The organism is Pseudomonas sp. GP01-A4 (genome assembly GCF_058780865.1).
The window spans coordinates 23,167-49,051 of record NZ_JBYSWF010000010.1; the positions used below are offsets into that span (position 1 = coordinate 23,167).

General features: G+C 61.4%; 25 protein-coding genes. 13 read left to right on the forward strand and 12 right to left on the reverse strand.

Translation table 11 applies throughout. The features are described 5' to 3' along the window. Window positions 1–34 precede the first annotated feature (34 nt). The 3 genes from AC3WKX_RS08855 to AC3WKX_RS08865 form a co-directional block, all read right to left on the reverse strand. Complete coding sequence (locus AC3WKX_RS08855; protein WP_003213135.1) at window positions 35–592, reverse strand: Smr/MutS family protein; 558 nt, start codon at window positions 590–592, stop codon at window positions 35–37. 75 nt (window positions 593–667) lie between these two features. Next, a complete protein-coding gene (locus AC3WKX_RS08860) occupies window positions 668–988 on the reverse strand; it encodes a hypothetical protein (protein WP_003213133.1) in 321 nt (106 codons plus the stop codon). 130 nt (window positions 989–1,118) lie between these two features. Continuing rightward, window positions 1,119–1,709: a cysteine hydrolase family protein gene (locus AC3WKX_RS08865; protein ID WP_008433198.1), complete on the reverse strand. Its 591-nt coding sequence runs from the start codon at window positions 1,707–1,709 to the stop codon at window positions 1,119–1,121. A 240-nt stretch (window positions 1,710–1,949) separates the two neighbouring features. Here AC3WKX_RS08865 and prmB point away from each other — a divergent pair, with 240 nt between their 5' ends. Beyond that, window positions 1,950–2,858: a 50S ribosomal protein L3 N(5)-glutamine methyltransferase gene (gene prmB / locus AC3WKX_RS08870; RefSeq protein WP_003213129.1), complete on the forward strand. Its 909-nt coding sequence runs from the start codon at window positions 1,950–1,952 to the stop codon at window positions 2,856–2,858. Window positions 2,859–3,005: 147 nt separating this feature from the next. On the opposite strand, the gene AC3WKX_RS08875 is transcribed toward prmB, so the two are convergent. Both AC3WKX_RS08875 and AC3WKX_RS08880 read right to left on the reverse strand, forming a co-directional pair. Continuing rightward, on the reverse strand, window positions 3,006–3,809 hold the full coding sequence (locus AC3WKX_RS08875) for a hypothetical protein (protein ID WP_003213127.1): 804 nt from the start codon (window positions 3,807–3,809) through the stop codon (window positions 3,006–3,008). A gap of 100 nt (window positions 3,810–3,909) precedes the next feature. After that, window positions 3,910–4,872: an alpha/beta hydrolase gene (locus AC3WKX_RS08880; RefSeq protein ID WP_003213124.1), complete on the reverse strand. Its 963-nt coding sequence runs from the start codon at window positions 4,870–4,872 to the stop codon at window positions 3,910–3,912. A gap of 143 nt (window positions 4,873–5,015) precedes the next feature. Between AC3WKX_RS08880 and aroC the strand changes: the two genes are divergently transcribed. The 4 genes from aroC to AC3WKX_RS08900 all read left to right on the forward strand — a co-directional run bounded on the left by aroC (window position 5,016) and on the right by AC3WKX_RS08900 (window position 8,501). Further along, entirely contained in the window at window positions 5,016–6,107 is a 1,092-nt protein-coding gene (gene aroC, locus AC3WKX_RS08885; RefSeq protein WP_093200005.1) for a chorismate synthase, read from the forward strand. Window positions 6,108–6,255: 148 nt separating this feature from the next. Next, entirely contained in the window at window positions 6,256–7,407 is a 1,152-nt protein-coding gene (locus AC3WKX_RS08890; protein ID WP_173883069.1) for an MFS transporter, read from the forward strand. 28 nt (window positions 7,408–7,435) lie between these two features. Next, window positions 7,436–7,981, forward strand: coding sequence for a 1,2-dihydroxy-3-keto-5-methylthiopentene dioxygenase (locus tag AC3WKX_RS08895; protein ID WP_102605282.1), 546 nt, complete (start codon window positions 7,436–7,438; stop codon window positions 7,979–7,981). 235 nt (window positions 7,982–8,216) lie between these two features. Further along, a complete protein-coding gene (locus tag AC3WKX_RS08900; RefSeq protein ID WP_003216779.1) occupies window positions 8,217–8,501 on the forward strand; it encodes a response regulator transcription factor in 285 nt (94 codons plus the stop codon). Between the two features lie 54 nt (window positions 8,502–8,555). On the opposite strand, the gene AC3WKX_RS08905 is transcribed toward AC3WKX_RS08900, so the two are convergent. After that, window positions 8,556–8,834: a DUF3509 domain-containing protein gene (locus AC3WKX_RS08905; protein WP_003216777.1), complete on the reverse strand. Its 279-nt coding sequence runs from the start codon at window positions 8,832–8,834 to the stop codon at window positions 8,556–8,558. 398 nt (window positions 8,835–9,232) lie between these two features. Here AC3WKX_RS08905 and AC3WKX_RS08910 point away from each other — a divergent pair, with 398 nt between their 5' ends. The 5 genes from AC3WKX_RS08910 (at window position 9,233) to AC3WKX_RS08930 (ending at window position 14,987) form a co-directional block, all read left to right on the forward strand. Then, window positions 9,233–11,059 carry a long-chain-acyl-CoA synthetase gene (locus AC3WKX_RS08910; RefSeq protein WP_102605281.1) on the forward strand — a complete coding sequence of 609 codons (1,827 nt, stop codon included), beginning with the start codon at window positions 9,233–9,235 and terminating at the stop codon, window positions 11,057–11,059. A 96-nt stretch (window positions 11,060–11,155) separates the two neighbouring features. After that, window positions 11,156–11,671: an ankyrin repeat domain-containing protein gene (locus AC3WKX_RS08915; protein ID WP_003216773.1), complete on the forward strand. Its 516-nt coding sequence runs from the start codon at window positions 11,156–11,158 to the stop codon at window positions 11,669–11,671. Window positions 11,672–11,712: 41 nt separating this feature from the next. Then, on the forward strand, window positions 11,713–12,243 hold the full coding sequence (locus tag AC3WKX_RS08920; protein ID WP_102605280.1) for a hypothetical protein: 531 nt from the start codon (window positions 11,713–11,715) through the stop codon (window positions 12,241–12,243). Between the two features lie 68 nt (window positions 12,244–12,311). Then, window positions 12,312–12,503 carry a PLDc N-terminal domain-containing protein gene (locus tag AC3WKX_RS08925; RefSeq protein ID WP_003172956.1) on the forward strand — a complete coding sequence of 64 codons (192 nt, stop codon included), beginning with the start codon at window positions 12,312–12,314 and terminating at the stop codon, window positions 12,501–12,503. A gap of 396 nt (window positions 12,504–12,899) precedes the next feature. Further along, complete coding sequence (locus AC3WKX_RS08930; protein WP_008433215.1) at window positions 12,900–14,987, forward strand: LTA synthase family protein; 2,088 nt, start codon at window positions 12,900–12,902, stop codon at window positions 14,985–14,987. A 60-nt stretch (window positions 14,988–15,047) separates the two neighbouring features. Here AC3WKX_RS08930 and AC3WKX_RS08935 read toward each other — a convergent pair whose 3' ends face one another. Then, window positions 15,048–15,200, reverse strand: coding sequence for a DUF3309 family protein (locus AC3WKX_RS08935; RefSeq protein WP_003216767.1), 153 nt, complete (start codon window positions 15,198–15,200; stop codon window positions 15,048–15,050). A gap of 329 nt (window positions 15,201–15,529) precedes the next feature. On the opposite strand from AC3WKX_RS08935, the gene AC3WKX_RS08940 reads away from it, so the two are divergent. After that, entirely contained in the window at window positions 15,530–16,351 is an 822-nt protein-coding gene (locus AC3WKX_RS08940; protein ID WP_102605278.1) for an SDR family oxidoreductase, read from the forward strand. 268 nt (window positions 16,352–16,619) lie between these two features. Continuing rightward, window positions 16,620–16,829: a carbon storage regulator CsrA gene (csrA, locus tag AC3WKX_RS08945; RefSeq protein WP_008433220.1), complete on the forward strand. Its 210-nt coding sequence runs from the start codon at window positions 16,620–16,622 to the stop codon at window positions 16,827–16,829. 3 nt (window positions 16,830–16,832) lie between these two features. Here the strand turns inward: csrA and AC3WKX_RS08950 are convergent, their stop codons facing one another. The 5 genes from AC3WKX_RS08950 to mnmC form a co-directional block, all read right to left on the reverse strand. Next, a complete protein-coding gene (locus AC3WKX_RS08950) occupies window positions 16,833–17,060 on the reverse strand; it encodes a YheU family protein (RefSeq protein WP_003192759.1) in 228 nt (75 codons plus the stop codon). Window positions 17,061–17,119: 59 nt separating this feature from the next. After that, window positions 17,120–18,304: an osmoprotectant NAGGN system M42 family peptidase gene (locus AC3WKX_RS08955; RefSeq protein WP_003216760.1), complete on the reverse strand. Its 1,185-nt coding sequence runs from the start codon at window positions 18,302–18,304 to the stop codon at window positions 17,120–17,122. Between the two features lie 170 nt (window positions 18,305–18,474). Further along, window positions 18,475–20,220 carry an N-acetylglutaminylglutamine synthetase gene (ngg, locus tag AC3WKX_RS08960; protein WP_102605277.1) on the reverse strand — a complete coding sequence of 582 codons (1,746 nt, stop codon included), beginning with the start codon at window positions 20,218–20,220 and terminating at the stop codon, window positions 18,475–18,477. A 3-nt stretch (window positions 20,221–20,223) separates the two neighbouring features. Further along, window positions 20,224–21,996 carry an N-acetylglutaminylglutamine amidotransferase gene (locus AC3WKX_RS08965; RefSeq protein WP_102605276.1) on the reverse strand — a complete coding sequence of 591 codons (1,773 nt, stop codon included), beginning with the start codon at window positions 21,994–21,996 and terminating at the stop codon, window positions 20,224–20,226. A gap of 154 nt (window positions 21,997–22,150) precedes the next feature. Next, window positions 22,151–24,139, reverse strand: a complete 1,989-nt coding sequence (gene mnmC / locus AC3WKX_RS08970; protein ID WP_102605275.1) for a bifunctional tRNA (5-methylaminomethyl-2-thiouridine)(34)-methyltransferase MnmC2/FAD-dependent 5-carboxymethylaminomethyl-2-thiouridine(34) oxidoreductase MnmC1 — start codon at window positions 24,137–24,139, stop codon at window positions 22,151–22,153. Between the two features lie 141 nt (window positions 24,140–24,280). On the opposite strand from mnmC, the gene pap reads away from it, so the two are divergent. Then, window positions 24,281–25,798 (forward strand): polyphosphate:AMP phosphotransferase, encoded by a 1,518-nt coding sequence (gene pap, locus AC3WKX_RS08975; protein WP_102368465.1) that lies wholly within the window; start codon window positions 24,281–24,283, stop codon window positions 25,796–25,798. Window positions 25,799–25,885: the final 87 nt, after the last annotated feature.

Consider the following 25,885-nt stretch of genomic DNA (forward strand, 5'->3'; position numbering starts at 1 on the left):
CAACACATCGCTGCAAGCCTGACGATGGCACTTGTTACTCGTCGCGGCCTTCCATCATGGTGCGCTTGAGCATCACATACACCGCCCCAGCGCCGCCGTGACGTGGCTGGCATGAGGTAAAACCCAGCACCTGGGAGTGCTGGCGCAACCAGGTGTTGACGTGGCTTTTGATCATCGGCCGCTTGCCGTCCAGGCGCACGGCCTTGCCGTGGGTGACGCGCACGCAGCGGATTTCGAATTTGGTGGCTTCGGCGAGGAACGCCCAGAGGGTTTCGCGGGCTTTTTCGACGGTCATGCCGTGCAGGTCGAGACTGCCCTCGAACGGGATCTGGCCGACCTTGAGCTTGCGCATCTGGCTTTCCTGCACGCCGTCGCGGGCCCACATCAACTCGTCTTCGGGACCTACATCGATAACGAATTGATCCGACAGGCCGTCCACGGTGGTGGCGTCCGTGCGCACGGTCGCGGCCTGGCGCAGCTTGGCGATCTGGGCGCGATCGGTCTTGGGTTTGCCGGTGTCGGCGCGATCATGCTTGATCGGCTTGACGCCGCGCAGCTCGTTCTTGAATAGGGAAAAATCGTCGTCTTGCATGTCAGCCTCCGCGAAGGGCGGGCAGTTTACCTAATCGCGGCGGCTTGATGCGCAACAAACGCTATCTGTGCGCCATCAGTCGTGCTTTTTCATCAGGTGCGAAGCGATGTTCAGTGACAGCGGTTGGCGCATGCGCCGACGGCAACGGCGCCACAGCCATACGCCGAACCACAGCACCAGCAGGCCGATGACCAAGAGTATTGCAGAACCGCCAGGGCTGGCATTCAGCTCGCCCAGGGCCGGTGAGTGTCCAACCAAACCAGCGCCGCCAGCAATTGCCAGTAGTACGCCACCTATCGCCAACAGCGCGGCAAAGCCGGCGCCGATGCGCAGACGCCAGTTGCTCGGGCCCTTGGGGCGCAAGCGACGAGCATCAAAACCATCGGATATCTTCATTCCGACCTTTCCTCCAGGGTATCGGCCCTTCGACCGGAAGATACACAGGTTGTTCCGGGTACAGAGGCAATTGCAGCAAATGACAGGTATTTGCGGATGAGCGGGCGGCTACCCGCTCATCGAAGGTCGATCAGATCAGATCTTTGGTCAAGGCGAGGGTGGCGAAGTTGTCAGCCATGATGGCCATTTCAGTCTGCTGCACGTGGTCGGCGCTGAGGATGCCGCCCTTGTAAGGCAGGTCGCGGGTGGCGCAGGCGTCTTCCACCAGGGTGCAGCGAAAGCCCAGGTTTTTTGCCGCACGCACCGTGGTGCTGACGCTGGAGTGGCTCATGAAGCCGCAGACGATCAGGTCCAGGGAACCGAGGTCTTGCAGGTGTTTCTCCAGGCCGGTGCCGTGGAAGGCGCTGGGCAGCAGCTTGCCGATGATGGTTTCGTCGGCCTGTGGCTCAAGGCCAGGAATGAACTCACCGCGCTCGCCCTGAGGGTCAAACAACCCGCCGACAGTGCCCAGGTGGCGCACATGCACGATCGGGCGCCCGGCGTTGCGCGCGGCAGCCGCCAGTTGCTTGATATTTTCGACAGCAGCGTCCATGCCCGAGAGGGCGAGGGGACCACTGAGGTATTCCTTCTGGGCGTCGATGATCACGAGGGTCGCATGGTTCAGGTTCGCCGCTGCGTAACCACGACCGCTGAGTTGAAACATCGTCTTTGGAACGGACATTCTGGGGCTCCTGTGAGTGGGGCTTTTGTGACATTGTCCTCTGGCTGAGCGCTTCTGTGAATCGCTACCATCGTAAGGTACGCCGTTGTTGGCGTGCAGCGATGTCAATAGGGCACTACGTTTAGGCAAAAACCACGTTTAAGATGAAATCCGACGTGCGGCAAAGGGTTTTTTCGTACATCGTCGGTACAGCTTAAGACTGTTAGAATCGCCGGTCGTTTTTTCCAGGAGCTTGCCCCCGTGATCACTTCCCGCCTGCGCACCTTGCGCGACCACATCCGATGGGCCGTCAGCCGTTTCCATGGGGAAGACCTGTTTTTTGGCCATGGCACCGACAACGCCTGGGACGAAGCCCGGCAACTGGTGCTCGGCGCCTTGCACCTGCCATGGGAAATTGCCGACAGTTACCTGGATTGCAACCTGGAAGAAGAGGAAATCTCCCATGTGCAACGGTTGCTGCACCGCCGTATCCACGAGCGTGTGCCGACCGCTTACCTGTTGAAGGAAGCCTGGTTCTGCGGCATGTCGTTTATCGTTGATGAGCGTGTATTGATTCCCCGCTCACCGATTGGCGAACTGATCGAAAACCGCTTCGAACCGTGGCTGGGCACACCGCCGGCACGCATTCTGGACCTGTGCACCGGTTCCGGTTGCATCGGTATTGCCTGCGCCTACGAGTTCCAGGACGCCGAAGTGGTACTGGGCGACCTGTCCTTCGAAGCGCTGGAGGTGGCCAACCAGAACATCGAGCGCCATGGCGTCGATGAGCGCGTGTATACCGTTCAGGGCGACGGCTTTGATGGTTTGCCGGGCCAGCGTTTTGACCTGATCGTGTCCAACCCGCCGTATGTCGACGCCGAAGACTTTGCCGACATGCCGGATGAATACCAGCACGAGCCGGAGCTGGGCCTGGCCTGTGGTGACGACGGCTTGAACCTGGTTCGGCGGATGCTGGCCGAGGCGGCAGATCACTTGACCGAGAAGGGCTTGCTGATTGTCGAAGTGGGCAACAGCCAGGTTCACGTCGAGGCGTTGTACCCCGAAGTGGACTTCGCCTGGCTGGAGTTCCAGCGCGGCGGGCATGGCGTGTTCATGTTGACGGCCGAGCAATGCCGGGCGCATCAGGCGGTGTTTGCCGCCAGGGTTTAACCGCTTCCAAGTGGGTAACGCGGTCAGTGTGGGAGCGGGCTTGCTCGCGAATGCGGTGGCTCAGTCAAGATATCCGGTGACTGACACACCGCATTCGCGAGCAAGCCCGCTCCCACATTTTGATCCGGTTTCAATTGATAAACCGGATTATCGATGCGTCGCAATCCAGATCAACAACCCCGCCTGAAACACGGTAAACGCCACCAGGCACGTAATCGTGAAGCGCAACCCGCTGTCTTCGCGCTTGAACTTGGTGACCTTTTCCTCTTCCTTGCGCAGTTTCACTTCCTGTTCCGCCAGGTTCTGCTCGGCCTGTTGCAGCATCTGCGCCGCTTCCAGAATCTCCACGAACTGCAGCTTTTCGGTGTTCCAGCTGTCCAGCACATCGCTGACCTTGCCCGGCTGCACGTTGCCCTTCAAATGCTGGACATCGGCGTACGCCACATCAAAGCCCTGGATACGCAGGAAGTGATCCCGGCGCAGGCGCGTGGCTTCGTTGAGGGCGTCCTTGTTGGCCAGGTCGACGCCGTCGACGCGGTAGTGCGACCACTTCTTTTTCGCCCAGGCGGCGCCCTGGGCTACCAGGAAACGGCCGATGCCGCGGTTAGCCGGCTCGATCTCCAGGCTGTTGCCCGGGCCAAAGTGCACCCGATGGGTCGCGTGATCGACCCAGATATCCAAATGGTTCTGTTCCCGGCGCACCCGCTGGCCCGGCAACTGAATGACCATGCGCAGCAGGCTGTGGTCCTTGTTGTTGCGTTCGGCCCAGCCAAACTGCACAAAGCGCAGGGGCCGCACGCCCGTGGCACGGTCGGTGGCCAAAGGGGCCAGGCGCAGCATCTTGAAATGTTCGGCCTGCACCTCCGCCCACGGTAACGCGGCCGATGCGGCGGCCTCGGTGTCAGCCGTGGTGTCGGCGGTAGGTTCGGGTGTTGCTTCGGTGTTCGTCATTCGGCGCGATCCTGTCCAAGCTCTGCGGGCCGACAGGCTTTTTGCTGTCGACCCATGGCTTATCGGCCGTTTTGCTCAGGACTGGAGGGGCAATACTCGCTTAACTGGCGCGAAGTCCGTCGATAAAGCGAACCAGGCGGGTGCCCAGTTCAGCCGCCAGCGGCAACTGCGGGTCGTTATAGGACTCCAGTTGCTGCTTCACGTTGTTGGGCACGATGCGCATCACGTGGTTCATGCCTTCGATCACCGTCAGCTCGGCGTCGGGCTTGGCCTTCTGCAATTGTTGCGCATCGGCCACGCCGACCTGCAGGTCATTGGTGCCCTGGACGATCAGCGCCGGCATGGTCAATTTGGCAAAGGCCGCCGAAGGGTCGGCGCGGAACAGGCTGATCAGATAGGGCTGCACGCTGGGGCGGAAAATGCCCTCAAGGGGGGTGGGCACATCGGCGTCCACCTGGCCGGCCTTGAGGTGATCGAGAATCTGGTTGCTGCGCAGTAACAGCGCTGGAGGCATATGGTCGGCCAGTTGCTGGCGGATCACCTGGTCCACCGGGCGCGCGCTGCCCGACAGGGAAATCACCCCGGCCGGGTTGAGCTGCGGGGCGGCGAGGGCGGCCACCAGTGCACCTTCGCTGTGGCCCAGCACAATCAGCGGGCCCATGCGTGGGTCGGCCTTGAGCAACTTGCCCCAGGCCACGGCGTCGGACACGTAGGCATCCAGAGTCAGGTTGCGTTCATCGGGGGTGGCGGCAAGGCTGGCGGCCACGCCGCGCTTGTCGTAGCGCACGCTGGCGATGTTGTGCCTGGCCAGCACCCAGGCCAGGCGCTTGAGGCTGTCGTTGCGTGCGCCGTCGGCGCTGTTGCCGTTGCGGTCGGTGGGCCCGGAGCCGGCGATGATCAGCACCACCGGCACCGGCTTGTCGGATTTGGGCAACAACAGCGAACCAAACAGCTCGCCACTGCCGGTGTCCAGGCTGATGGGCCGTTGCAGCACGACAGGGGAGGCGGCGAAGCCAAGGCTGGAAAACAGAGTGAGGGTCAAAAGCAGAACTCGCAGCATCATCGCGCCATCATGAGGAAGGTGCCGGTTGGACCAACGTCTACCGGTAAGGTTTCGAGGATGAACTAGTCGGTTAGCCTGCGTATACTGGCCGCCTTAAGTTATTACGGTTGACTTGATTCAACTGATTTCACGGAGCGCCCTGCATGTCCGGCAATACCTACGGCAAGCTGTTCACTGTTACCACCGCGGGCGAAAGCCATGGCCCGGCGTTGGTCGCCATTGTCGACGGCTGCCCGCCGGGCCTCGAGTTGTCCCTGGAAGACCTGCAGCGTGACCTCGACCGCCGCAAGCCCGGCACCAGCCGCCACACCACCCAGCGCCAGGAAGCCGACGAAGTCGAAATCCTCTCCGGCGTGTTCGAAGGCCGCACCACCGGCTGCGCCATCGGCCTGCTGATTCGCAACACCGACCAGAAGTCCAAGGACTACTCGGCGATCAAGGACCTGTTCCGCCCGGCCCACGCCGACTACACCTACCACCACAAATACGGCGAGCGCGACTACCGTGGCGGTGGCCGCAGCTCGGCGCGGGAAACCGCGATGCGCGTGGCGGCCGGTGCGATTGCCAAGAAGTTCCTGGCGACCCAGGGCATCGTGATCCGCGGCTACATGAGCCAGCTGGGCCCGATCGAAATCCCGTTCAAGACCTGGGACAGCGTCGAAGACAACGCTTTCTTCTGCCCAGACCCGGATAAAGTGCCGGAGCTGGAAGCCTATATGGACCAGTTGCGCCGCGACCAGGATTCCGTCGGCGCCAAGATCACCGTGGTTGCCGAAGGCGTGATGCCGGGCCTGGGCGAGCCGATCTTCGACCGCCTCGATGCCGAACTGGCCCACGCGCTGATGAGCATCAACGCGGTCAAGGGCGTGGAAATCGGCGCCGGGTTCGATTGTGTGGCCCAGCGTGGCACCGAGCACCGTGACGAGATGACCCCGGAAGGTTTCCTCAGCAACAACGCCGGCGGCATTCTCGGCGGCATCTCCTCCGGCCAGCCGATCGTTGCGCACCTGGCCCTCAAGCCGACGTCCAGCATCACCACGCCTGGCCGCTCGATCGATGTGCACGGCAACCCGGTGGACGTGATCACCAAGGGCCGTCACGACCCGTGCGTCGGCATCCGCGCCACGCCGATTGCCGAGGCGATGATGGCCATTGTGTTGATGGACCACCTGCTGCGTCATCGTGGGCAAAACGCCGACGTAAAAGTCAGTACTCCGGTATTGGGCCAGCTGTGATCGTGTGTGGCGAGCGAGCTCGCTCGCGCTGGGCTGCGCAGCGGCCCCAAAGCCTGCAACCCGGTAGGACCTGGAGAACTGCTGCGCTTCCATGGGGGCCGCTTCGCGACCCAGCGCGAGCAAGCTCGCTCGCCACAAGTCACTTATGCTGACGCAAGGTCTTCCATACTGGCGACTCTCCAGCTTCTACCTGTTCTATTTCGCCCTGCTGGGGGCGACGGCGCCGTTCCTGGCGCTGTACTTCGATCACCTTGGGTTCTCCAGCGCGCGCATCGGCGAGCTGGTGGCCATCCCCATGCTGATGCGCTGCGTGGCGCCCAACCTGTGGGGCTGGCTGGGGGACTACACCGGCCGGCGCCTGGCCATCGTGCGCTTTGGCGCGGTGTGCACCCTGGTGAGTTTCTCGTTGATCTTTGTCAGCAAGACCTACGCCTGGCTGGCGCTGGTGATGGCCTTGCACGCGTTCTTCTGGCACGCGGTCCTGCCGCAGTTTGAAGTCATCACCCTCGCGCACCTGCAAGGCCAGACCTCGCGCTACAGCCAGGTGCGGTTGTGGGGCTCCATCGGTTTTATCCTCACCGTGGTGATCATGGGCCGCTTGTTCGACTGGCTGAGCCTGGATATCTACCCGGTGGTGGTCGTGGTGATCATGGCCGGCATCATCGGCGCCAGCCTCTGGGTGCCGAATGCGCAGCCCCTGAGCCAGGGGAATCGCCTGGCCGGTGACGGCTTTTTGCGGCAACTGCGCAGCCCCGGCGTGCTGGCGTTCTATGCGTGTGTGGCGCTGATGCAGATGAGCCATGGTCCGTACTACACCTTCCTCACCCTGCACCTTGAACACCTCGGTTACAGCCGTGGCGTGATCGGCATGTTGTGGGCGCTGGGCGTGGTGGCGGAAGTCTTGATGTTCCTGGCCATGAGCCGGATTCTCACGCGCTTTTCGGTACGCCGGGTGTTGATGGCGAGTTTCCTGCTGGCCGCACTGCGCTGGTTGCTGCTGGGCTCCTTTGCCGAATTCTTCTGGGTGCTGTTGCTGGCGCAGGTGATGCACGCGGCGACCTTCGGCAGCTTCCACGCGGCGGCCATCCAGTTCGTGCAACGCAGCTTTGGTGCTCGCCAGCAAGGGCAGGGCCAGGCACTGTATGCGGCACTGGCCGGTACCGGCGGTGCGCTGGGCGCACTCTATTCAGGTTACAGCTGGAACCTGCTGGGGCCGACCCTGACCTTCAGCATTGCCAGCGTCGCGGCCCTGGCCGCCGCCCTAATCATTGGCATTCGATTGCAAGAGGAGCGGCCATGAGCGGCTCCCGTGACAGAGGAAGAGTTTGATGAGCTATCTCGCGGTTTACCACGTCTGCACCCCCGACACCCCGAACAAGGTCCTGACTCACCAGGACGATATCGCCTCGACCCTGGCCGAGCTGGGTGTGGGGTTCGATCGCTGGCAGGCGACTACCCGACTTGAGCCCGGGGTCAGCGAGGTTGAGATTATCGCCGCCTACCAGGCGCCCATCGACAAGCTGATGACCGAGCGCGGCTACACCACCGTTGATGTGCTCCGCGTCAGCAACGATCACCCGCAGAAAGCCCAATTGCGCGCCGAGCGACTCGACGAACACCGCATGGCCCAAGACCACGTGCGTTTTTTCGTAGCGGGTCGTGGGCTGTTTACCTTGCACATCGAAGATTATGTGTACGCGGTGTTCTGCGAGAAAAACGACCTGATCTTGGTGCCGAGCGGCATCCCGCACTGGTTTGATATGGGGGAGAACCCGCACTTTGTGGCGATCCGCCTGTTCAGTGACCCTGAAGGGCTGGCGGTCATGCTGACGGGCGACGCGATCGCCGAGGGTTTTCCTCGGCTTGATGACTAAGTTCGTCCGGCAATGCCTCCTGAACAGGGGGCATTTTTTTAACTTCAATTCCTTCAGGTTGGAAATCGCTGTAGGAATAAACTTGAAAGTTTGTGGGTAACAGCTGTTTATCGTTGACCTTACTTGTTACTTCCACTCTTTGTGTAACTCTCTCTGGTCTCAATATTTATTCGCCTGTCAATAGGAGTAATCCGACTTCGGGCGTTACAAGACCTATATGAAGAGAGGGGCCTGCATGAGCGGTTCGGAGCCACAGGAACAACCGTCCACGCAAACGGACAGCGCGCCGGTTGCCAACCGCAAGGCGCGTGCGATGTTGTCGGGTAAACCCCTGACCCCAAAGGAACGGGAAATCCTGCATTGGGCGGTCGAGGGCAAGACGGTGTGGGAAATCAGCAGGATTCGCTCCATCTCCCAGGCCACGGTGAAGTTTCACCTGCGCAACATCTACGGCAAGTTGCAGGTGACTAACCGGGTCCAGGCCGTGAACGAGGCGGTGAAACAGGGATTGTGCAAATAAAAAAAGGCCGTGGTGCGCAACGGCACCACGACCTGTTCGGGTCCTGCATGACGGTCAAGCCGAATGGTAGGTCGGCAGGGCAAAGCGGTTCTGGCTTTGCAGCATCGAAATCTGTGGCAGGTCGCTGGCTTGTTCAGCCAGGTCGCGGCGAATGGCGCTGATGACCCACGTCAGTTGGTCGGCCGTGTGCAGTTGCTGATAAGAGATCGAACGTTTGATCTGCTTGCCTTCGCTGTTACGCAAGGTCAGCAGGATGCCGCCATCAGGACGCGCCTGGGTGGTGACGTCGAAATTGGAGAACACAGAAGAAAATTTATCTTGGATCAGGCTCATGTCTATCAGCTCCGTTAGCTCATGTTTTGCAGCGTGGAGTGATAGGTGCAGTGATTGTGCCAGTACTGACTATCTTAAAAAATCGTTATAAATCAATCAGTTATAAAATTTTAAGATTTCCAGTTTCGTGCAATTTGCATGAATGGCCATCGTGCATCCTGCATTTTGCGGGGTTTTGCCAAGTGTTTCACAGCTGGCACGCAAGGCAGGTCTTCCATAGTGACCACCTGGCGGTGCGCTAAATTCCTTTTCCTTTCGGGATACAAAACTTTTCAAATCCTGCGTGTACAGCCGAAGAACGGCTGGCGTATTTTCCTGCAAGGCATTCGGCGCGGGTCTTACAGTGCGATGGGTGCCTTGAGGGTCATACGAACAATAAGAAAAAGGACGTTCCCGCCATGAACCACCCGCCAAGTGACATGATCACCTGGGGCATGATGCTGCGTAAGGTGCCCACCATTGTCCGTGCACTGCCGCGCCTGGTGCGCGGAATCCGCGTTGCCAACATCACCGATCCCGACCAGCCGTGCGGCCTGGGCTGGACCTTTGAACAAGCCACCCAACGCAACCCCGACGGCGCCGCGCTGCTGTATGGCGACACGGTGCTGAGCTACCGCCAGGCCAACCAGCAGGCCAACCGCATGGCTCACTACCTGCAGCAGCAGGGGATCGGCAAGGGCGACGTGGTGGCGTTGTTTATCGAGAACCGCCCCGAGTTGTTGCTCAGCGTACTGGCCGTGGCCAAGGTGGGCGGCATTTGCGCGATGCTCAATACCTCGCAAACCCAGTCGGCGCTGGTACATAGCCTCAACCTGGTGGCACCGGCGGCCATCGTGGTGGGAGCCGAGTTGGTAGGGGCCTACGAGGCCGTGCGCAGCCAGGTGGCCATCGAGGCGGATAAAACCTGGTTTATTGCCGATCAGCAGCACAGCCATGTGCCGCCGGATTACGTCGACCTGATGGCTGCCAGCGCCGACTGCCCGGTGGAAAACCCCGCCAGCACCCAGCAGATTTTTTTCAACGACCCTTGCTTCTATATCTACACCTCCGGCACCACCGGCTTGCCCAAGGCCGGCATTTTCAAGCATGGCCGCTGGATGAAGTCCTCGGCCAGTTTCGGCACCATCGCCCTGGATATGGGGCCCGAGGATGTCGTCTATTGCACCTTGCCGCTGTATCACGCCACTGGCCTGTGCGTGTGCTGGGGTTCGGCGATTGCCGGGGCGTCGGGGTTCGCGATTCGCCGCAAGTTCAGCGCCAGCCAGTTCTGGGACGATGTGCGCAAATTCAATGCGACCACCCTGGGTTATGTCGGCGAGCTGTGCCGCTACCTGATCGACCAGCCTGCCCATGGGCGCGACCTGGACAACCGGGTGACGAAGATGATCGGCAACGGCCTGCGCCCAGGGGTTTGGGCTGAGTTCAAGCAGCGCTTTGGCGTCGATCATATCTGCGAGCTGTACGCCGCCAGTGACGGCAACATCGGCTTCACCAATGTGCTGAACTTCGACAACACCATTGGCTTTTCCCTGATGCACTGGGCACTGGTGGACTACGCCCATGACAGCTGTGAGCCGATTCGCGGCGCCGACGGTTTCATGCGCGAAGTGCCCAAGGGGGGCCAGGGGCTGCTGCTGGCCAGGATCGATGACAAGGCACCGTTCGACGGCTACACCGACCCCGAGAAGAACCGCAAGGTGGTGCTCAGCGACGTGTTCGAGAAGGGCGACCGTTATTTCAACACCGGCGACCTGTTGCGCAATATCGGCTTCGGCCACGCCCAATTCGTTGACCGGCTGGGGGACACCTACCGCTGGAAAGGTGAAAACGTCTCCACCACCGAAGTCGAGAACATCTTCCTGCAGCACCCGCAGATTTCCGAAGTGGTGGCCTACGGCGTGGAGATTGAAAACACCAACGGCCGCGCGGGCATGGCGGCCATTACGCCTGCCGAATCCCTGGCTTCCCTGGACATGCGCGAGTTGCTGACCTTTGCCCACGGGCAATTGCCCGCGTATGCGGTGCCGTTGTTCCTGCGGATCAAGGTGAAGATGGAAACCACGGGTACCTTTAAATACCAGAAGGTGAAACTCAAGGAGGAAGCGTTCGACCCGGGCAAGGCCGGTGATGATCCGATCTTTGCCTGGCTGCCTGGGTCGGACAGTTATGTGCCGGTCACCGGGCAACTGTTGGCGGATATTCAGGCGGGCAAGTTCCGTTATTGATTCTGCCTATCGCCGCTTTTGGGAAAAAAGGCATGACAGTGGGGAACTCCATCGCGAGACTGGGCGCCTTATGAAACACCAGACAAGGAGCCCCACATGTCAGACCAAGCCAAACAAATGACCGAAGACGAAGCCGCCGAATTTGCCGAGCAGGTGTTCGACGTGGCGCGCAAGGGCGATGCCGCGATGCTGGCGGCGTTGCTGGCCAAGGGCTTGCCGCCGAACCTGCGCAACCACAATGGCGATACGCTGTTGATGCTGTCGGCCTACCATGGCCATGTGGACGCGGTGAAAGTGCTGCTGGAATTCAAGGCCGACCCCCAGATTGCCAACGACAAGAACCAGCTGCCGATTGCCGGCGCGGCGTTCAAGGGCAACCTGCCGGTGGTCAAGGCATTGATCGAAGGCGGAGCGTTGGTCGAAGGCGCATCCTCTGATGGTCGCACCGCCTTGATGATGGCGGCGATGTTCAACCGTACCGAAATGGTGGACTACCTGATCAGCCAGGGCGCCAATCCCAAGGCCACCGATGCCCAGGGCGTGACCGCGCTGGCAGCCGCGCAGACCATGGGGGCGGTGGATACGGCGGCGCAGTTGGAAAAACTGGTGTAGGCTTTGCGCCCTCAAAATCAGCCCCGCCACAGGACCACCCCATGAAAACCGCACTCGTCGAACTCATCAGCAAAATCAGCTCCGGCTGCATGAGCGAACCCGAGATCGCCAAGGTGGCTGACGAAGCGGCCCAGGCCTACGCCGATCCCGACGCTTTCCTGGCCGCCAACCCCGACATCAACTACGACGACACTTTCCCGATTCCCCTGGGTGAGTGGATCGTCGTCGGCAGCCTGCCTGACACCGTGCTGTTCCAGGCCGACACTTACCAGGACCTGTTCGCCCAGATCGTCGCCTCCTTTGGCCCCGGCGTGGCGTTCAACCTCAAGCCCAAGCAACTGGCCAAGACCGAAGCCCTGACCGCGCTGAACCGCATCCAGATCCAGATGAGCGCCCTCAACCCGGAGAACGGCGGCTACGTGCTGATGAACTTCAGCCAATTGCTGGACGACGAGATCCAGGCTGTGCTGGTCTACGGCAACGACGTGCCACGGGTGCTGGAGTTGTGTGCCGAAACCGGCATAAAGGGCGAACCATCGCTGGAAGCCCTGCGGGTTGCGGTACACGTCTGAAATAAAACGGAACCCCCGGCCACGGCTGACTATCCTAAGCAGGCAAGCCCTCACTTAGGAGCGACACCATGGGTTCCACTTTTAATGGTCTGATCGGGTTGATCATCCTCGCGCTGGATATCTGGGCGATCATCAACGTGTTCAAAAGCGGCGCGAGTACCGGCGCCAAAGTGTTGTGGATCCTGTTGATCCTGCTGCTGCCGGTACTGGGCTTGATCATCTGGGCGATCGCCGGGCCGCGCGGTAACGTGCGGATCTGATCCAAACAACGCTATCCAGAGCGGGCACAGTAAGTGTGGGAGCGGGCTTGCTCGCGAATACGGTGTAACAGTCACCTGATGTATCGACTGATTTACCGTATTCGCGAGCAAGCCCGCTCCCACATCTGTTTCCGTACGCCCGTTATTGTGTTTCGAGATATTCGCTGCACAGAATTTTCACATTCCATCCAAGACAATTCGCCGGCTATTTTTCCTGCCGGATGCTCTAAGACGAGTCTCAAACACTGGCCGGATTGAGTAATCAATGGCGTTGCCGGCGTTGATCGGGCACCATTTGCGCCATTGCGTTCACCGTCTACCCCAGCCTGACTGGGCGAGGGCGGGGCGCCGCTGTATTCATTCGCAACTTAAACTTCCAATGGGTCCTAAAACGACATGGCAAACCCGGACGCCCTGAATCAGCAGCGAGCTTCTAATCGCTTGCTGCAACCGACCGTCAAATCCCATCTGGCGTACACGCTGCTTTGTGCCTTGATCATGATGGTGATGTTCTCCCTGCTGCGCCTGGCGCTGCTGGTCTACAACCGCGAGATGATCCTCGACACACCGGCCTCGACTTTCCTTGAAGCGTTCGCCAACGGCCTGCGCCTGGATATCCGCCTGGTGATGTACGTGCTGGTGCCGTTGCTGCTGGCGTTGTTCAGCGTACGGGCCATGGCGGCGCGCGGGTTCTTCCGCTTGTGGCTGACGGTCGCGTCCAGCATCGCGCTGTTCCTGGGCCTGATGGAAATGGACTTCTACCGCGAGTTCCACCAGCGCCTCAACGGTCTGGTCTTCCAGTACGTGAAGGAAGACCCGAAAACCGTGATGAGCATGCTCTGGTACGGTTTCCCGGTGGTGCGCTACCTGCTGGCCTGGGCCGTGGGTACGCTGATCCTGAGCATCGCCTTCAAAGGCGCCGACCGTGCAACGCGCCCACGCGGCCCGTTCAGCGGTGGCAGCATCGGCACTCGCCAGGTAGCGCCGTGGTACACGCGCATCGCGGTGTTCGTGGTCTGCCTGCTGGTCGCCGTGGTCGCCATCCGTGGCACCCTGCGCCAGGGCCCGCCACTGCGTTGGGGCGACGTGTACACCACCGACTCGAACTTCGCCAACCAGTTGGGCCTCAACGGTACCTTGTCGCTGATTGCGGCGGCGAAATCGCGCTTCTCCGAGGAGCGTTCGAACATCTGGAAAGCCACCCTGGAGCAGCCGCTGGCCACCCAGACCGTGCGCGACATGCTGGTATTGCCGACCGAGAAACTGGTCGACACCGACACCGCCGCGGTACGCCGTGACTTCACGCCGCCGGCCGAGAAGACCCTGCCGATCAAGAACGTCGTGGTTATCCTGATGGAAAGCTTCGCCGGTCACTCGGTGGGCGCCCTGGGCCGCCCGGGCAACATCACGCCGTACTTCGACAAACTGTCCAAGGAAGGCCTGCTGTTCGACCGCTTCTTCTCCAACGGCACCCACACCCACCAGGGTATGTTCGCCACCATGGCCTGCTTCCCGAACCTGCCGGGTTTCGAATACCTGATGCAGACCCCGGAAGGCAGCCACAAGCTGTCGGGCCTGCCGCAGTTGCTCAGCGCCCGCAAGTTTGACGACGTGTACGTCTACAACGGCGATTTCGCCTGGGACAACCAGTCGGGCTTCTTCAGCAACCAGGGCATGACCAACTTCATCGGTCGTAATGACTTCGTCAACCCAGTGTTCTCGGATCCAACCTGGGGCGTGTCCGACCAGGACATGTTCAGCCGTGGCCTGGAAGAGTTGAAGGCACGTGAAGGCGGCAAGCCGTTCTATGCGCTGCTGCAAACCCTGTCCAACCACACGCCGTACGCGTTGCCGACGCCATTGCCGGTCGAGAAGGTCACCGACCGTGGCAGCCTCAACGAGCATTTGACGGCCATGCGTTACTCCGACTGGGCCTTGGGCCAGTTCTTTGAAAAGGCCCGCAAGGAGCCGTACTTCAAGGAAACCCTGTTCGTGATCGTGGGCGACCACGGCTTCGGCAACGAGCAGCAGATCACCGAGATGGACCTGGGCCGCTTCAACGTGCCGATGCTGATGATCGCACCGGGCATGCAGGAGAAGTTCGGCGAGCGTGACCACACCGTGGGCACCCAGATCGACATCGTGCCGACCATCATGGGCCGTCTCGGCGGTGACACCCTGCACCAGTGCTGGGGTCGCGACCTGCTCAACCTGCCGGAAGGTGACAAGGGCTTTGGCGTGATCAAGCCGTCGGGCAGCGATCAGACCGTCGCCTTGCTCACCGGTGACCGCGTGCTGGTACTGCCCAAGGAAATGCCGCCGAAGTTGTGGGAATACGAACTGGGCGCCAACCCGACCGGGAAAGTGATTCCAGAGTCGCCGGACGAGGCTGCGTTGAAGCAGAAGCTCGAATCGTTCCTGCAGACCGCTACCAAGAGCCTGCTGGACAACACTGCCGGTGTAGTGGACGGCAAGCCGGACTAAACACCCGCGCATAAAAAAAGAGGCCTTTCAAGGCCTCTTTTTTTTGCACGCTGGAACGCGTTATATCTTGCCGAGCAACAACAGAATCAGCAGCACTACCAACACAGTACCGAGAATACCCGATGGCCCGTAACCCCAATTGCGTGAGTGAGGGAACACTGGAAGACCGCCGACCAGCAGGAGGATCAGAATAATGATAAGAATGAGGCTCATGTTTTGTTTTCCTTATTGTCTTCTGAAAAGACCTGTTATTTAACGGATAGGCCCGACAACTGATACGGACGCCTTAATAACTCCGACCAATGTGTTTGGCAGAAAATTCCGTGTTTTTTTAAAGCTTTTCGCTAACTTGCTTATTTCCTTTAAACGCGTTGCAAATAGCCAACCTTAGTTCAAATAAATTGAACTTGGCGGGTTTCCCGCTATCCGACCCGGCCCACGGTTTGCCTGGGGCATTCAGCAGTCTGATGGTGCGTGGGTGCGGGAAAAACCTTCGCTACACTGCGGCTCACTTCTTCCGTGAACCACAAGGCTACTTTCCTATGCAAAATCGCATGATGATCACCGGCGCCGGTTCTGGCCTGGGTCGCGAAATCGCTCTGCGCTGGGCCCGCGAGGGTTGGCAACTGGCCTTGTCGGACGTCAGCGAAGCGGGCCTGCAAGAAACCCTCAAGCTTGTACGCCAGGCCGGCGGTGACGGTTTCACCCAGCGCTGCGACGTGCGCGACTACAGCCAGCTCACCGCGTTCGCACAGGCCTGTGAGGTAAAGCTCGGTGGCATCGACGTGATCGTCAACAACGCCGGTGTCGCATCGGGCGGGTTCTTCAGTGAACTGTCCCTGGAAGACTGGGACTGGCAGATCGCGATCAACCTGATGGGCGTGGTCAAGGGCTGCAAGGCCTTCCTGCCGCTGCTGGAAAAGAGCAAGGGCCGCATCATCAACATCGCGTCCATGGCCGCCCTGATGCAGGGCCCGGCCATGAGCAACTACAACGTGGCCAAGGCCGGCGTGGTGGCGCTCTCGGAGAGCCTGCTGGTGGAACTCAAGCAACAGGAAGTCGGCGTGCATGTGGTGTGCCCATCCTTCTTCCAGACCAACCTGCTGGACTCGTTCCGCGGGCCGACGCCCGCGATGAAGGCCCAGGTGGGCAAGCTGCTGGAAAGCTCGCCGATTACCGCCGCACAGATCGCCGACTACATCTACCAGCAGGTGGCTGAAGGGCAATTCATGATCCTGCCCCACGAGCAGGGGCGCATGGCCTGGGCACTGAAACAGAAGAACCCGCAACTGCTGTATGACGAGATGACCGTGATGGCGGACAAGATGCGGGCGAAAGCCCAGTCGCAGGCGGTAAAAGGTTGAATTTCAGGTGAGCACCTGATGTGGCGAGGGAGCTTGCTGTGGCGAGGGAGCAAGCTCCCTCGCCACAACAAGCTCTCTAGCCACAGAGAGTGCCTGCAAATTTGAACATATCGTTTGGTTCTTGGGTGTAATTCGAGATTATTCACTGCCTGTCTGTAGGGTAATTTACCCTGATGTGTAAGGTATGCCTGTTTAACCTGAAGGCCATTGATGGTGCCACGCAGGGAGCGCATGGTCGGGGTTCGGTAACTTAAAAAGGACGAACCCCATGCTGGTATTAAGCCGCGCGGTAGGTGAAATAATTTCGGTGGGTGACCAGATCACCTTGCGCATTCTGGAAGTGAACGGCACCCAAGTGAAGCTGGGTGTGGAAGCGCCGGTGGGGGTCAATGTGCACCGGGCGGAGGTCTATCAGAAGATCCTCAGTCGCCACGGGCAGCAGGCCAACACCCATCCAGTGCCTGTGCCCAATCCTTGAGTCTCAGTCGAACAGGTGCTTGGGCACATCGTGCTTGAGCATCAACTGGCACTGCTCGCTCTCGGGGTCGAAAACAATCAGCGCCTGGCCCTTGGTCAGCGCCTGGCGTACCCGCAGCACCCGGGTTTCCAGAGGTGTGTCGTCACCATTGTCGGTGCCGTCGCGGGTCACGAAGTCTTCGATGAGGCGTGTCAGGGTGTCGACTTCAAGTGCATCGTAGGGAATCAGCATACAAGCCTCGGCTAGGGAATCCCGGCGATGCTACTGCGCCGGGATCCGAGTTGCCAGTCTCAGGTTTTTTGGCCCACCAGGCTGTCCACCGACGGCACGCGGGTATCACTCTCCATTTGTGTGTCGTGTTCGATCTGGTGACTGAACCGGTCGAGGGAGCCCTTGGCCGGCTGTGCATCGCTGGCGAACACCGGCGGGCTGAGGATGTACGCGCCCAGCAGGCGACTCAGCGCGGCGAGGCTGTCGATGTGCGTGCGCTCATAACCATGGGTGGCATCGCAACCGAATGCCAGCAGCGCGGTGCGAATGTCGTGGCCGGCGGTCACCGCCGAATGCGCGTCGCTGAAGTAGTAGCGAAACAGGTCGCGGCGCACCGGCAACTCATTCTCCGCCGCCAGGCGCAGCAGGTGGCGGGACAGGTGATAGTCATACGGCCCGCCGGAATCCTGCATCGCCACACTCACCGCGTGCTCGCTGGAGTGCTGCTCGTGGGCTACCGGAGCGATATCGATCCCGACGAACTCACTCACATCCCACGGCAATGCCGCCGCCGCACCACTGCCGGTTTCTTCGGTGATGGTGAACAGCGGATGGCAGTCGATCAGCAGCGGCTGGCCGCTGTCGACAATCGCCTTGAGCGCCGCCAGCAGCGCGGCAACCCCGGCTTTATCGTCCAGGTGACGGGCGCTGATGTGGCCGCTCTCGGTGAACTCCGGCAGCGGGTCGAAGGCGACGAAATCGCCGACGCTGATACCCAGGGAGTCACAGTCGGCGCGGGTGGCGCAGTAGGCATCCAGGCGCAGTTCGATGTGGTCCCAACTGATGGGCATTTCATCCACGGCCGTATTGAACGCGTGACCGGAGGCCATCAACGGCAACACGCTGCCACGGATCACGCCGTTATCGGTGAACAGGCTGACGCGGCTGCCTTCGGCAAAACGGCTGGACCAGCAGCCGACCGGCGCGAGGGTCAGGCGGCCATTGTCCTTGATCGCCCGCACGGCGGCGCCGATGGTGTCCAGGTGCGCGGAAACGGCGCGGTCGGGGCTGTTTTTCTGGCCCTTGAGGGTGGCGCGGATGGTGCCGCGCCGGGTCATTTCAAAGGGAATGCCCAGTTCTTCAAGGCGCTCGGCGACGTAGCGCACGATGGTGTCGGTAAACCCGGTGGGGCTGGGAATGGCGAGCATTTCCAGCAGCACTTTTTGCAGGTAAGCGAGATCCGGTTCGGGGATGGTTCGGGTCATGGAAACTCCTGATGAGTTTAGGGCATCGATGGTTTCGATGAAAGGGGCGCCTCAGAGATTGTGTTGGCTGTACCGGCGTCTTCGCGAGCAAGCCCGCTCCCACATTTGGAATGCATTCCCCTGTGGGAGCGGGCTTGCTCGCGAAAGCGCCAGTCAAGGCAACACCTTTCTCAAGCCGTCGGTTGGCTATGCGGGAACAACAGGTCCACGAACTTTTCAGCCGTCGGCTGCGGTTCATGGTTGGCCAGCCCGGCCCGTTCGTTGGCTTCGATAAACACGTAGTCCGGTTGGTCGGCGGCCGGCACCATCAGGTCCAGGCCCACCATGGGAATGTCGAGGGCACGGGCGGCGCGCACGGCGGCGTCCACCAGGGTCGGGTGGAGGATGGCGGTGACGTCTTCCAGGCAACCGCCGGTGTGCAGGTTGGCGGTACGCCGCACCGCCAGGCGTTCGCCACGGGGCAGGATGCTGTTGTAGTCGTAGCCGGCGGCCTTCAGGGTGCGCTGGGTTTCAGCGTCCTGGGGGATTTTGCTTTCGCCATCGGTGGCGGCCTGGCGTCGGCGGCTCTGGGCTTCGATCAACGCGCCAATGGAATGCTGGCCATCGCCGGTGACTTCCGCCGGGCGGCGAATGGCGGCGGCGACCACTTCAAAGCCGATCACCAGAATGCGCAGGTCGAGGCCTTCGTGGAAGCTTTCCAGCAGTACACGGGTGTCGAATTGGCGGGCCGCCTCAATGGCTTTTTGCACGTCTTCAATGGTCTGCAAATCCACCGCCACACCCTGGCCTTGTTCGCCATCCAGCGGCTTGACCACAATACGCTGGTGCTCGTCGAGAAACTCCAGGTTGTCATCGGCACTGCCGGCCAATTGCTGGGCCGGAAGGTTCAGGCCTGCGGCCTTGAACACCTTGTGGGTCAGGCTCTTGTCCTGGCACAAAGTCATGCTGATGGCGCTGGTCAGGTCGCTGAGGGATTCGCGGCAGCGCACCCGGCGGCCACCGTGGCTCAGGGTGAACAAGCCGGCATCGGCATCGTCCACTTGCACGTCGATCCCGCGCCGATGGGCTTCCTCGACAATGATCCGCGCATAGGGATTGAACTCCGCCTGCGGGCCAGGGCCGAGGAACAGCGGCTGGTTGATCCCGTTCTTGCGCTTGATGGCGAAGGTGGTCAGCGCGCGAAAGCCAAGCTTGGCGTAGAGACTTTTTGCCTGGCGGTTGTCGTGCAGCACCGACAGGTCGAGGTAGCTCAGGCCGCGGCTCATGAAGTGTTCGATCAAGTGGCGTACCAGCACTTCACCCACCCCGGGGCGGGTACATTGCGGGTCGACCGCCAGGCACCAGAGGCTGCAGCCGTTCTCCGGATCGTGAAAGGCCTTCTGGTGGTTCAGGCCCATCACGCTGCCGATCACCGCGCCGCTGTCTTCATCCTCGGCCAGCCAATACACCGGGCCGCCTTGATGACGTGGCGTCAGCAGTGCCGGGTCCACCGGCAACATGCCGCGCCCCTGGTACAGCTGGTTCACCGCTTGCCAGTCCGCCTCGGTTTGTACCCGGCGAATCCGGAACCCGCGAAACACCCGGGTTGCCGGGCGATAGTCGGTGAACCACAGGCGCAGGGTATCGGACGGGTCGAGAAACAACTGCTGGGGATCAATCCCGAGGATCTGCTGCGGCGCCGCCACATACAGCGCGATATCCCGCTCGCCGGGCTGCTCGTTGAGCAACTCCAGGGCCAGGCTCGCCGGGTCCGGGAAGGTGTGGCCGATCAACAGCCGGCCCCAACCGCAATGCACGGCAATCGGCGTGGGGTCCAGTTCGCTGCCGTCTTCGGCGAAGCGGGCTTGCAGGCGCTCGTAGGAGGGCGCCTGGCCTCGCAGCAAGCGTTGGCTGTAAGCCGTGGCATGAGGTTTCATGAATCAGATTCCTTGTTCGCTGAGCCACAGGTTCAGCGCCGCCAGTTGCCACAGCTTGGAGCCGCGCAACGGGGTCAGTTGGCCTTGGGGATCGGTGAGCAGGCGGTCGAGCATGGCCGGGTTGAACAGGCCGCGGTCCTGGCTTGGGTCCAGCAGCAGCTCACGCACCCAGTTCAAGGTGTCACCCTGCAAATGCTTGAGGCCGGGCACCGGGAAGTAGCCTTTCTTGCGGTCGATGACCTCGCTCGGGATCACCCGGCGCGCCGCTTCCTTGAGCACTTGCTTGCCGCCGTCCGGCAATTTGAATTTGCCCGGCACGCGGGCCGACAGTTCTACCAGGCGATAGTCGAGAAACGGCGTGCGCGCTTCCAGGCCCCAGGCCATGGTCATGTTGTCGACGCGCTTGACCGGGTCATCCACCAGCATCACGGTGCTGTCCAGGCGCAGGGCTTTGTCCACCGCCGCATCGGCGCCGGGCTGGGCGAAATGCTCGCGCACGAAGTCACCGGCGGCGTCATTCGCGGTCAACCATTTCGGCGCGACGGTAGCGGCATAGTCGTCGTAGCTGCGGTCGAAAAATGCGTCGCGGTAGGCCGCGTACGGGTCGCTTGCGCCATCCACCTGCGGGTACCAGTGGTAACCGGCGAACAGTTCATCGGCGCCCTGGCCGCTTTGCACCACCTTGCAATGCTTGGCCACTTCCCGGGACAGCAGGTAGAAGGCAATGCAGTCATGGCTGACCATCGGCTCGCTCATGGCACGGAACGCCGCCGGCAATTGCTCGATGATTTCGCTTTCGGCGATACGCAGTTGGTGGTGACGGGTGCCGTAATGCTTGGCGATCAAGTCCGAATACTGGAATTCGTCGCCGCGCTCGCCGCCAGCGTCTTCAAAACCGATGGAGAAGGTCGACAGGTCCTGCACGCCGACTTCCCGCAACAGGCCCACCAACATGCTGGAATCGACACCGCCGGAAAGCAGCACGCCCACATCCACCGCCGCCCGCTGACGAATCGCCACGGCTTCGCGGGTGCTGTCGAGCACGCGGTCGGTCCAGTCTTCCAGGGTCAGGTTGGCTTCGTCGGCGTGGGGGCCGTAGGGCAGGGTCCACCAGGTTTTCTGTTCAGTCTTGCCGTCGGCGTCGATGCGCATCCACGACGCGGGCGGCAGTTTTTCAATGCCCGCCAGCAAGGTGCGCGGCGCCGGCACCACGGCGTGGAAATTCAGGTAGTGATTGAGGGCCACCGGATCGAGGATCGGGTTGATATCGCCACCCTTGAGCAGCGCCGGCAATGCCGAAGCAAAACGCAGGCGCTGGCCGGTGCGCGACAGGTACAGCGGCTTCACGCCGAGGCGGTCACGGGCGATAAACAGGCGCTTAGCATCGCGCTCCCAGATGGCGAAGGCGAACATCCCGTTGAGCTTTGGCAGCAAGGCTTCGCCCCAGGCGTGGTAGCCCTTGAGCAGCACTTCGGTGTCGCCACCGGAATAGAAGGCGTAGCCCAGGGCTTCCAGCTCTTCACGCAATTCCGGGAAGTTATAGATCGCGCCGTTGAACGCCAGGGACAGGCCCAGTTGGGCGTCGACCATCGGTTGGGCAGAGCCGTCCGACAGGTCCATGATTTTCAAGCGTCGATGACCCAGGGCAATCGGCCCCTGGGCATGAAAGCCCCACGCGTCAGGACCGCGTGGCGCCAAGTGATGGGTGATTCGTTCCACCGCTGCCAGGTCGGCAGGTTGGTGATCGAAACGTAACTCTCCAGCTAATCCGCACATAAATTCCTTACCGGTTTTTCCGTTGGGGAGGGATAGAAATGCAGCCCGCCAAAACAGCGGGTACCCAGAGACTGACCCGGGTAAATTGTGGGAGTTTTAGAACAATACGTTATAAGGCAAAGAGCCTTGACGGGTTGCGAGCCCGCCATGGCCCTCAGGATTTGCCTGGGTTACCGCGGATCAGGGCACGCAGCGCGAACCGATTGGGGTGACAGGCTTCGCTGACATTGCGCGGCAGCGGCAGGGGCTCATTGTCGAGCCAGGCGGCCAGCAGCTCTGCGCAGAGTGGCGCGGTGACCAGCCCCCGTGAGCCATGGCCACTGTTGATATACACGCCGTGCAACCACGGGCACGGCGCATCAGGGACCTGCCGGGCGTCTTTGCCGAGGGCGGCGTAGGTGTGATCAAACGCCTCTCGCTGCGCCAGCGGCCCGACGATCGGCAGGTAGTCCGGGCTGGTGCAACGGAAGGCGGCGCGGCCTTCAAGCTGTTCGGGTGCCAGGCTGTCGGCGCCCAGGCGTTGCAGCAAATCGAGGGAGATTTCCCGCAGCATCTCCAGATTGCCCGCGTGCTCGGCCACCGTGGGCGTAAGGTCATCGCTCTTGAAGTCGAAACTGGCACCGAGGGTGTGCTCGCCCAGGCGTGGCGGGGCGACGTAGCCCTCGGCGCACACCACCGTGGCCAACGCCTGGCTTTGCGCCGTTTGCGGCAGGCGAGTGATTTGCCCGCGGATGCGCTTGAGGGGCAAGTCAGCGCTGAAGGAAAACCGCTTGATCTCGGCGGCGCCGGCCAGCACGACCACACTGGCTTGAGCCAGAACCGTATCGCCCTGCAACGCCTGCCACTGACCGTCGACCTGCTTGAGCTCAAGGGCGTCGTGGTGCTGGAGCACTTCGATCAGCGGTTGCCTGGCTTGCCATTCGCACAGCGCCGGCGGGTGAACCCAGCCGCCCTCGGGGAAGAACAAGCCGCCGTGCTCCAGCGTTATCCCGGCGCGCACCTGTGCCTGCTCTTTATCCAGCAGGTGCAACAGGTCCGGGGCAAAAGCGCCGGCCAGTTGTGCCTGGCGCTCGGCTTCCTTGGCGTTGAAGGCCAGTTGCAGCACGCCGCAGCCATCCCAGTCCACGCCACGTTGCAGGTGTTCCAGCAGGCGCCGCGTGTGGCCGAAACCGCTGAGAATCAACTGCGAAAGTGCCGTGCCATGGGCGGAAAGCTTGAGGTACAACACCCCTTGCGGGTTGCCGGAAGCTTCCTGTGCGAGCGCCGCGTGGCGTTCCAGCAAACTGACGCGCCAGCCGCGTGCCGCCAGGCTGGCCGCCGTGGCGCAACCGGCCAGGCCACCACCGATGACCAGTGCATGGCGTTCACCGGAAACCGCAGGTGGGCGCGCAAACCAGGGTTTTGCCGCGGCAGGCGCAGGCGTTTCAGCGGGCCAGCCGAGAAACTCACCCCGCAGGATTTCCCACTTGTGGCCGATGCCGGGGGTGCGCTTCATCTTGAACCCGGCGGCGTTGATCAACCGCCGTACCCAGCCGGTGCTGGTAAAGGTGCTGATGGTCGAGCCCGGCGCCGCCAGCCGCGCCAGTTCGGCGAACAGCTCGGCAGTCCACATGTCGGGGTTCTTGGCCGGGGCGAAACCGTCGAGGAACCAGGCGTCGACCTGCGCGTCCAGCTGCGGCAATTGCTCCAGGGCGTCGCCGATCAGCAACGTCAGGGTGACTCGACCGTTATCCAGTACCAGCCGCTGGAAGCCTTGGTGAATCGCGATGTATTGCGCCAGCAGTTGCTCGGCGAAAGGCGCCAGTTCCGGCCAGAGGGCGAGGGCGCGCTGCAGGTCGGCGTGGCTCAGCGGGTACTTTTCCACGCTGACAAAATGCAGGCGTGCGCCCGCCACCGCGTGTTGTTCGAACAACTGCCAGGCGCACAGGAAATTCAGGCCGGTGCCGAAGCCGGTCTCACCGATCACCAAGCGCCCACCCACCGGCAGCGCCGCAAAACGTTCCTGCAGACGGTTCTGTTCGAGGAATACGTAGCGGGTTTCTTCAAGGCCCGACTTGTCGGAGAAGTACACGTCATCGAAGACCCGCGAGTGCGGGCGACCTTGGTCATCCCAGTCAAGCTGGGCGTGGGATACGGGGTTCATGAGCGGCTCGGCAAAGGCAAGGCGGCCATTCTAGCTGATCAACAGGGTTGTCATTGATCCATGGCAAGCCGCTGTGGAATTTCCTGCCACGTGTTGTTGCCCAATCCGCTAGTCTTGATCACTTCTGGAACGGAGCCGCCCATGTTCGAATCTGCCGAAATCGGTCACGCCATCGACAAAGACACCTACGACGCCGAAGTGCCGGCCCTGCGTGAAGCCTTGCTGGAAGTGCAGTACGAACTGCAACAGCAGAAGCGCTTCCCGGTGATCATCCTGATCAATGGCATCGAAGGTGCGGGCAAGGGTGAAACCGTCAAATTGCTGAATGAATGGATGGACCCGCGCCTGATCGAGGTGCGCACCTTCGACCAGCAGACCGACGAAGAACTGGCCCGCCCGCCGGCCTGGCGCTACTGGCGCCAGCTGCCGGCGAAAGGTCGCATGGGGGTCTTTTTTGGTAACTGGTACAGCCAGATGCTGCAGAGTCGCGTCCATGGCGAGATCAAGGATGCGCGGCTCGACCAGGCCATCGCCGGTGCCGAGCGCCTGGAAAAGATGCTGTGTGACGAAGGCGCGCTGATCTTCAAGTTCTGGTTTCACCTCTCCAAGAAGCAAATGAAATCCCGGCTCAAGGCCTTGCAGGACGACCCACTGCACAGCTGGCGCATCAGCCCGCTGGACTGGCAGCAGTCCAAGACCTACGACAAGTTTGTGCATTTTGGTGAGCGGATCCTGCGCCGCACCAGTCGTGACTATGCGCCTTGGTATGTGATCGAGGGTGTCGATGCGCACTACCGCGGGCTGACCGTCGGCAAGATCCTGCTCGAAGGCCTGCAAAACGCCTTGAAAGTGCCCAAGGGTAAAGCCAGCGGCATGAACCCGGCGCCGCTGCCATCGGCGGTTGACCAGATGAGCCTGCTGAACAGCCTGGACATGAGCCTGAGCCTTGAAAAGGACGATTACGAAGAACAGCTGATTACCGAGCAGGCACGGTTCTCCGGGCTGATGCGCGACAAACGCATGCGCAAGCACGCGTTGGTGACGGTGTTTGAAGGCAACGACGCGGCGGGCAAGGGTGGGGCCATCCGGCGTGTGGCGGCAGCCCTCGATCCCCGGCAGTACCACATCGTGCCGATTGCCGCGCCCAGTGAAGACGAGCGCGCCCAGCCTTACCTGTGGCGTTTCTGGCAGAAGATTCCGGCGCGGGGCATGTTCACCGTGTTCGACCGCTCCTGGTATGGCCGGGTGTTGGTGGAACGCATCGAAGGCTTCTGCACGCCGACGGACTGGATGCGCGCCTACGGCGAGATCAACGACTTCGAAGAGCAACTGCGCGACGCCGGGGTGATCGTGGTCAAGTTCTGGCTGGCGATCGACAAGCAGACGCAGCTGGAGCGGTTCCAGGCCCGCGAGGAAATCCCGTTCAAACGCTTCAAGATCACCGAGGACGACTGGCGTAACCGCGAGAAGTGGGACGACTACCGGGCGGCGGTGGGCGACATGGTGGACCGCACCAGCACCGAGATTGCGCCGTGGACGCTGGTTGAAGCCAACGACAAGCGCTGGGCGCGGGTGAAGGTACTGCGCACCATCAACCGGGCGCTGGAGGAAGCGTTCGACAAGACCGACAAGCATGACAAGAAGGACAAGAAGAAGTAACGCCATGCTTTTGCATACGCGGGGTGAATGATTGTCGCGGTTGAAGAGGGCGGGATCTATGCTCGATCCATCTCTCAACAACCACAA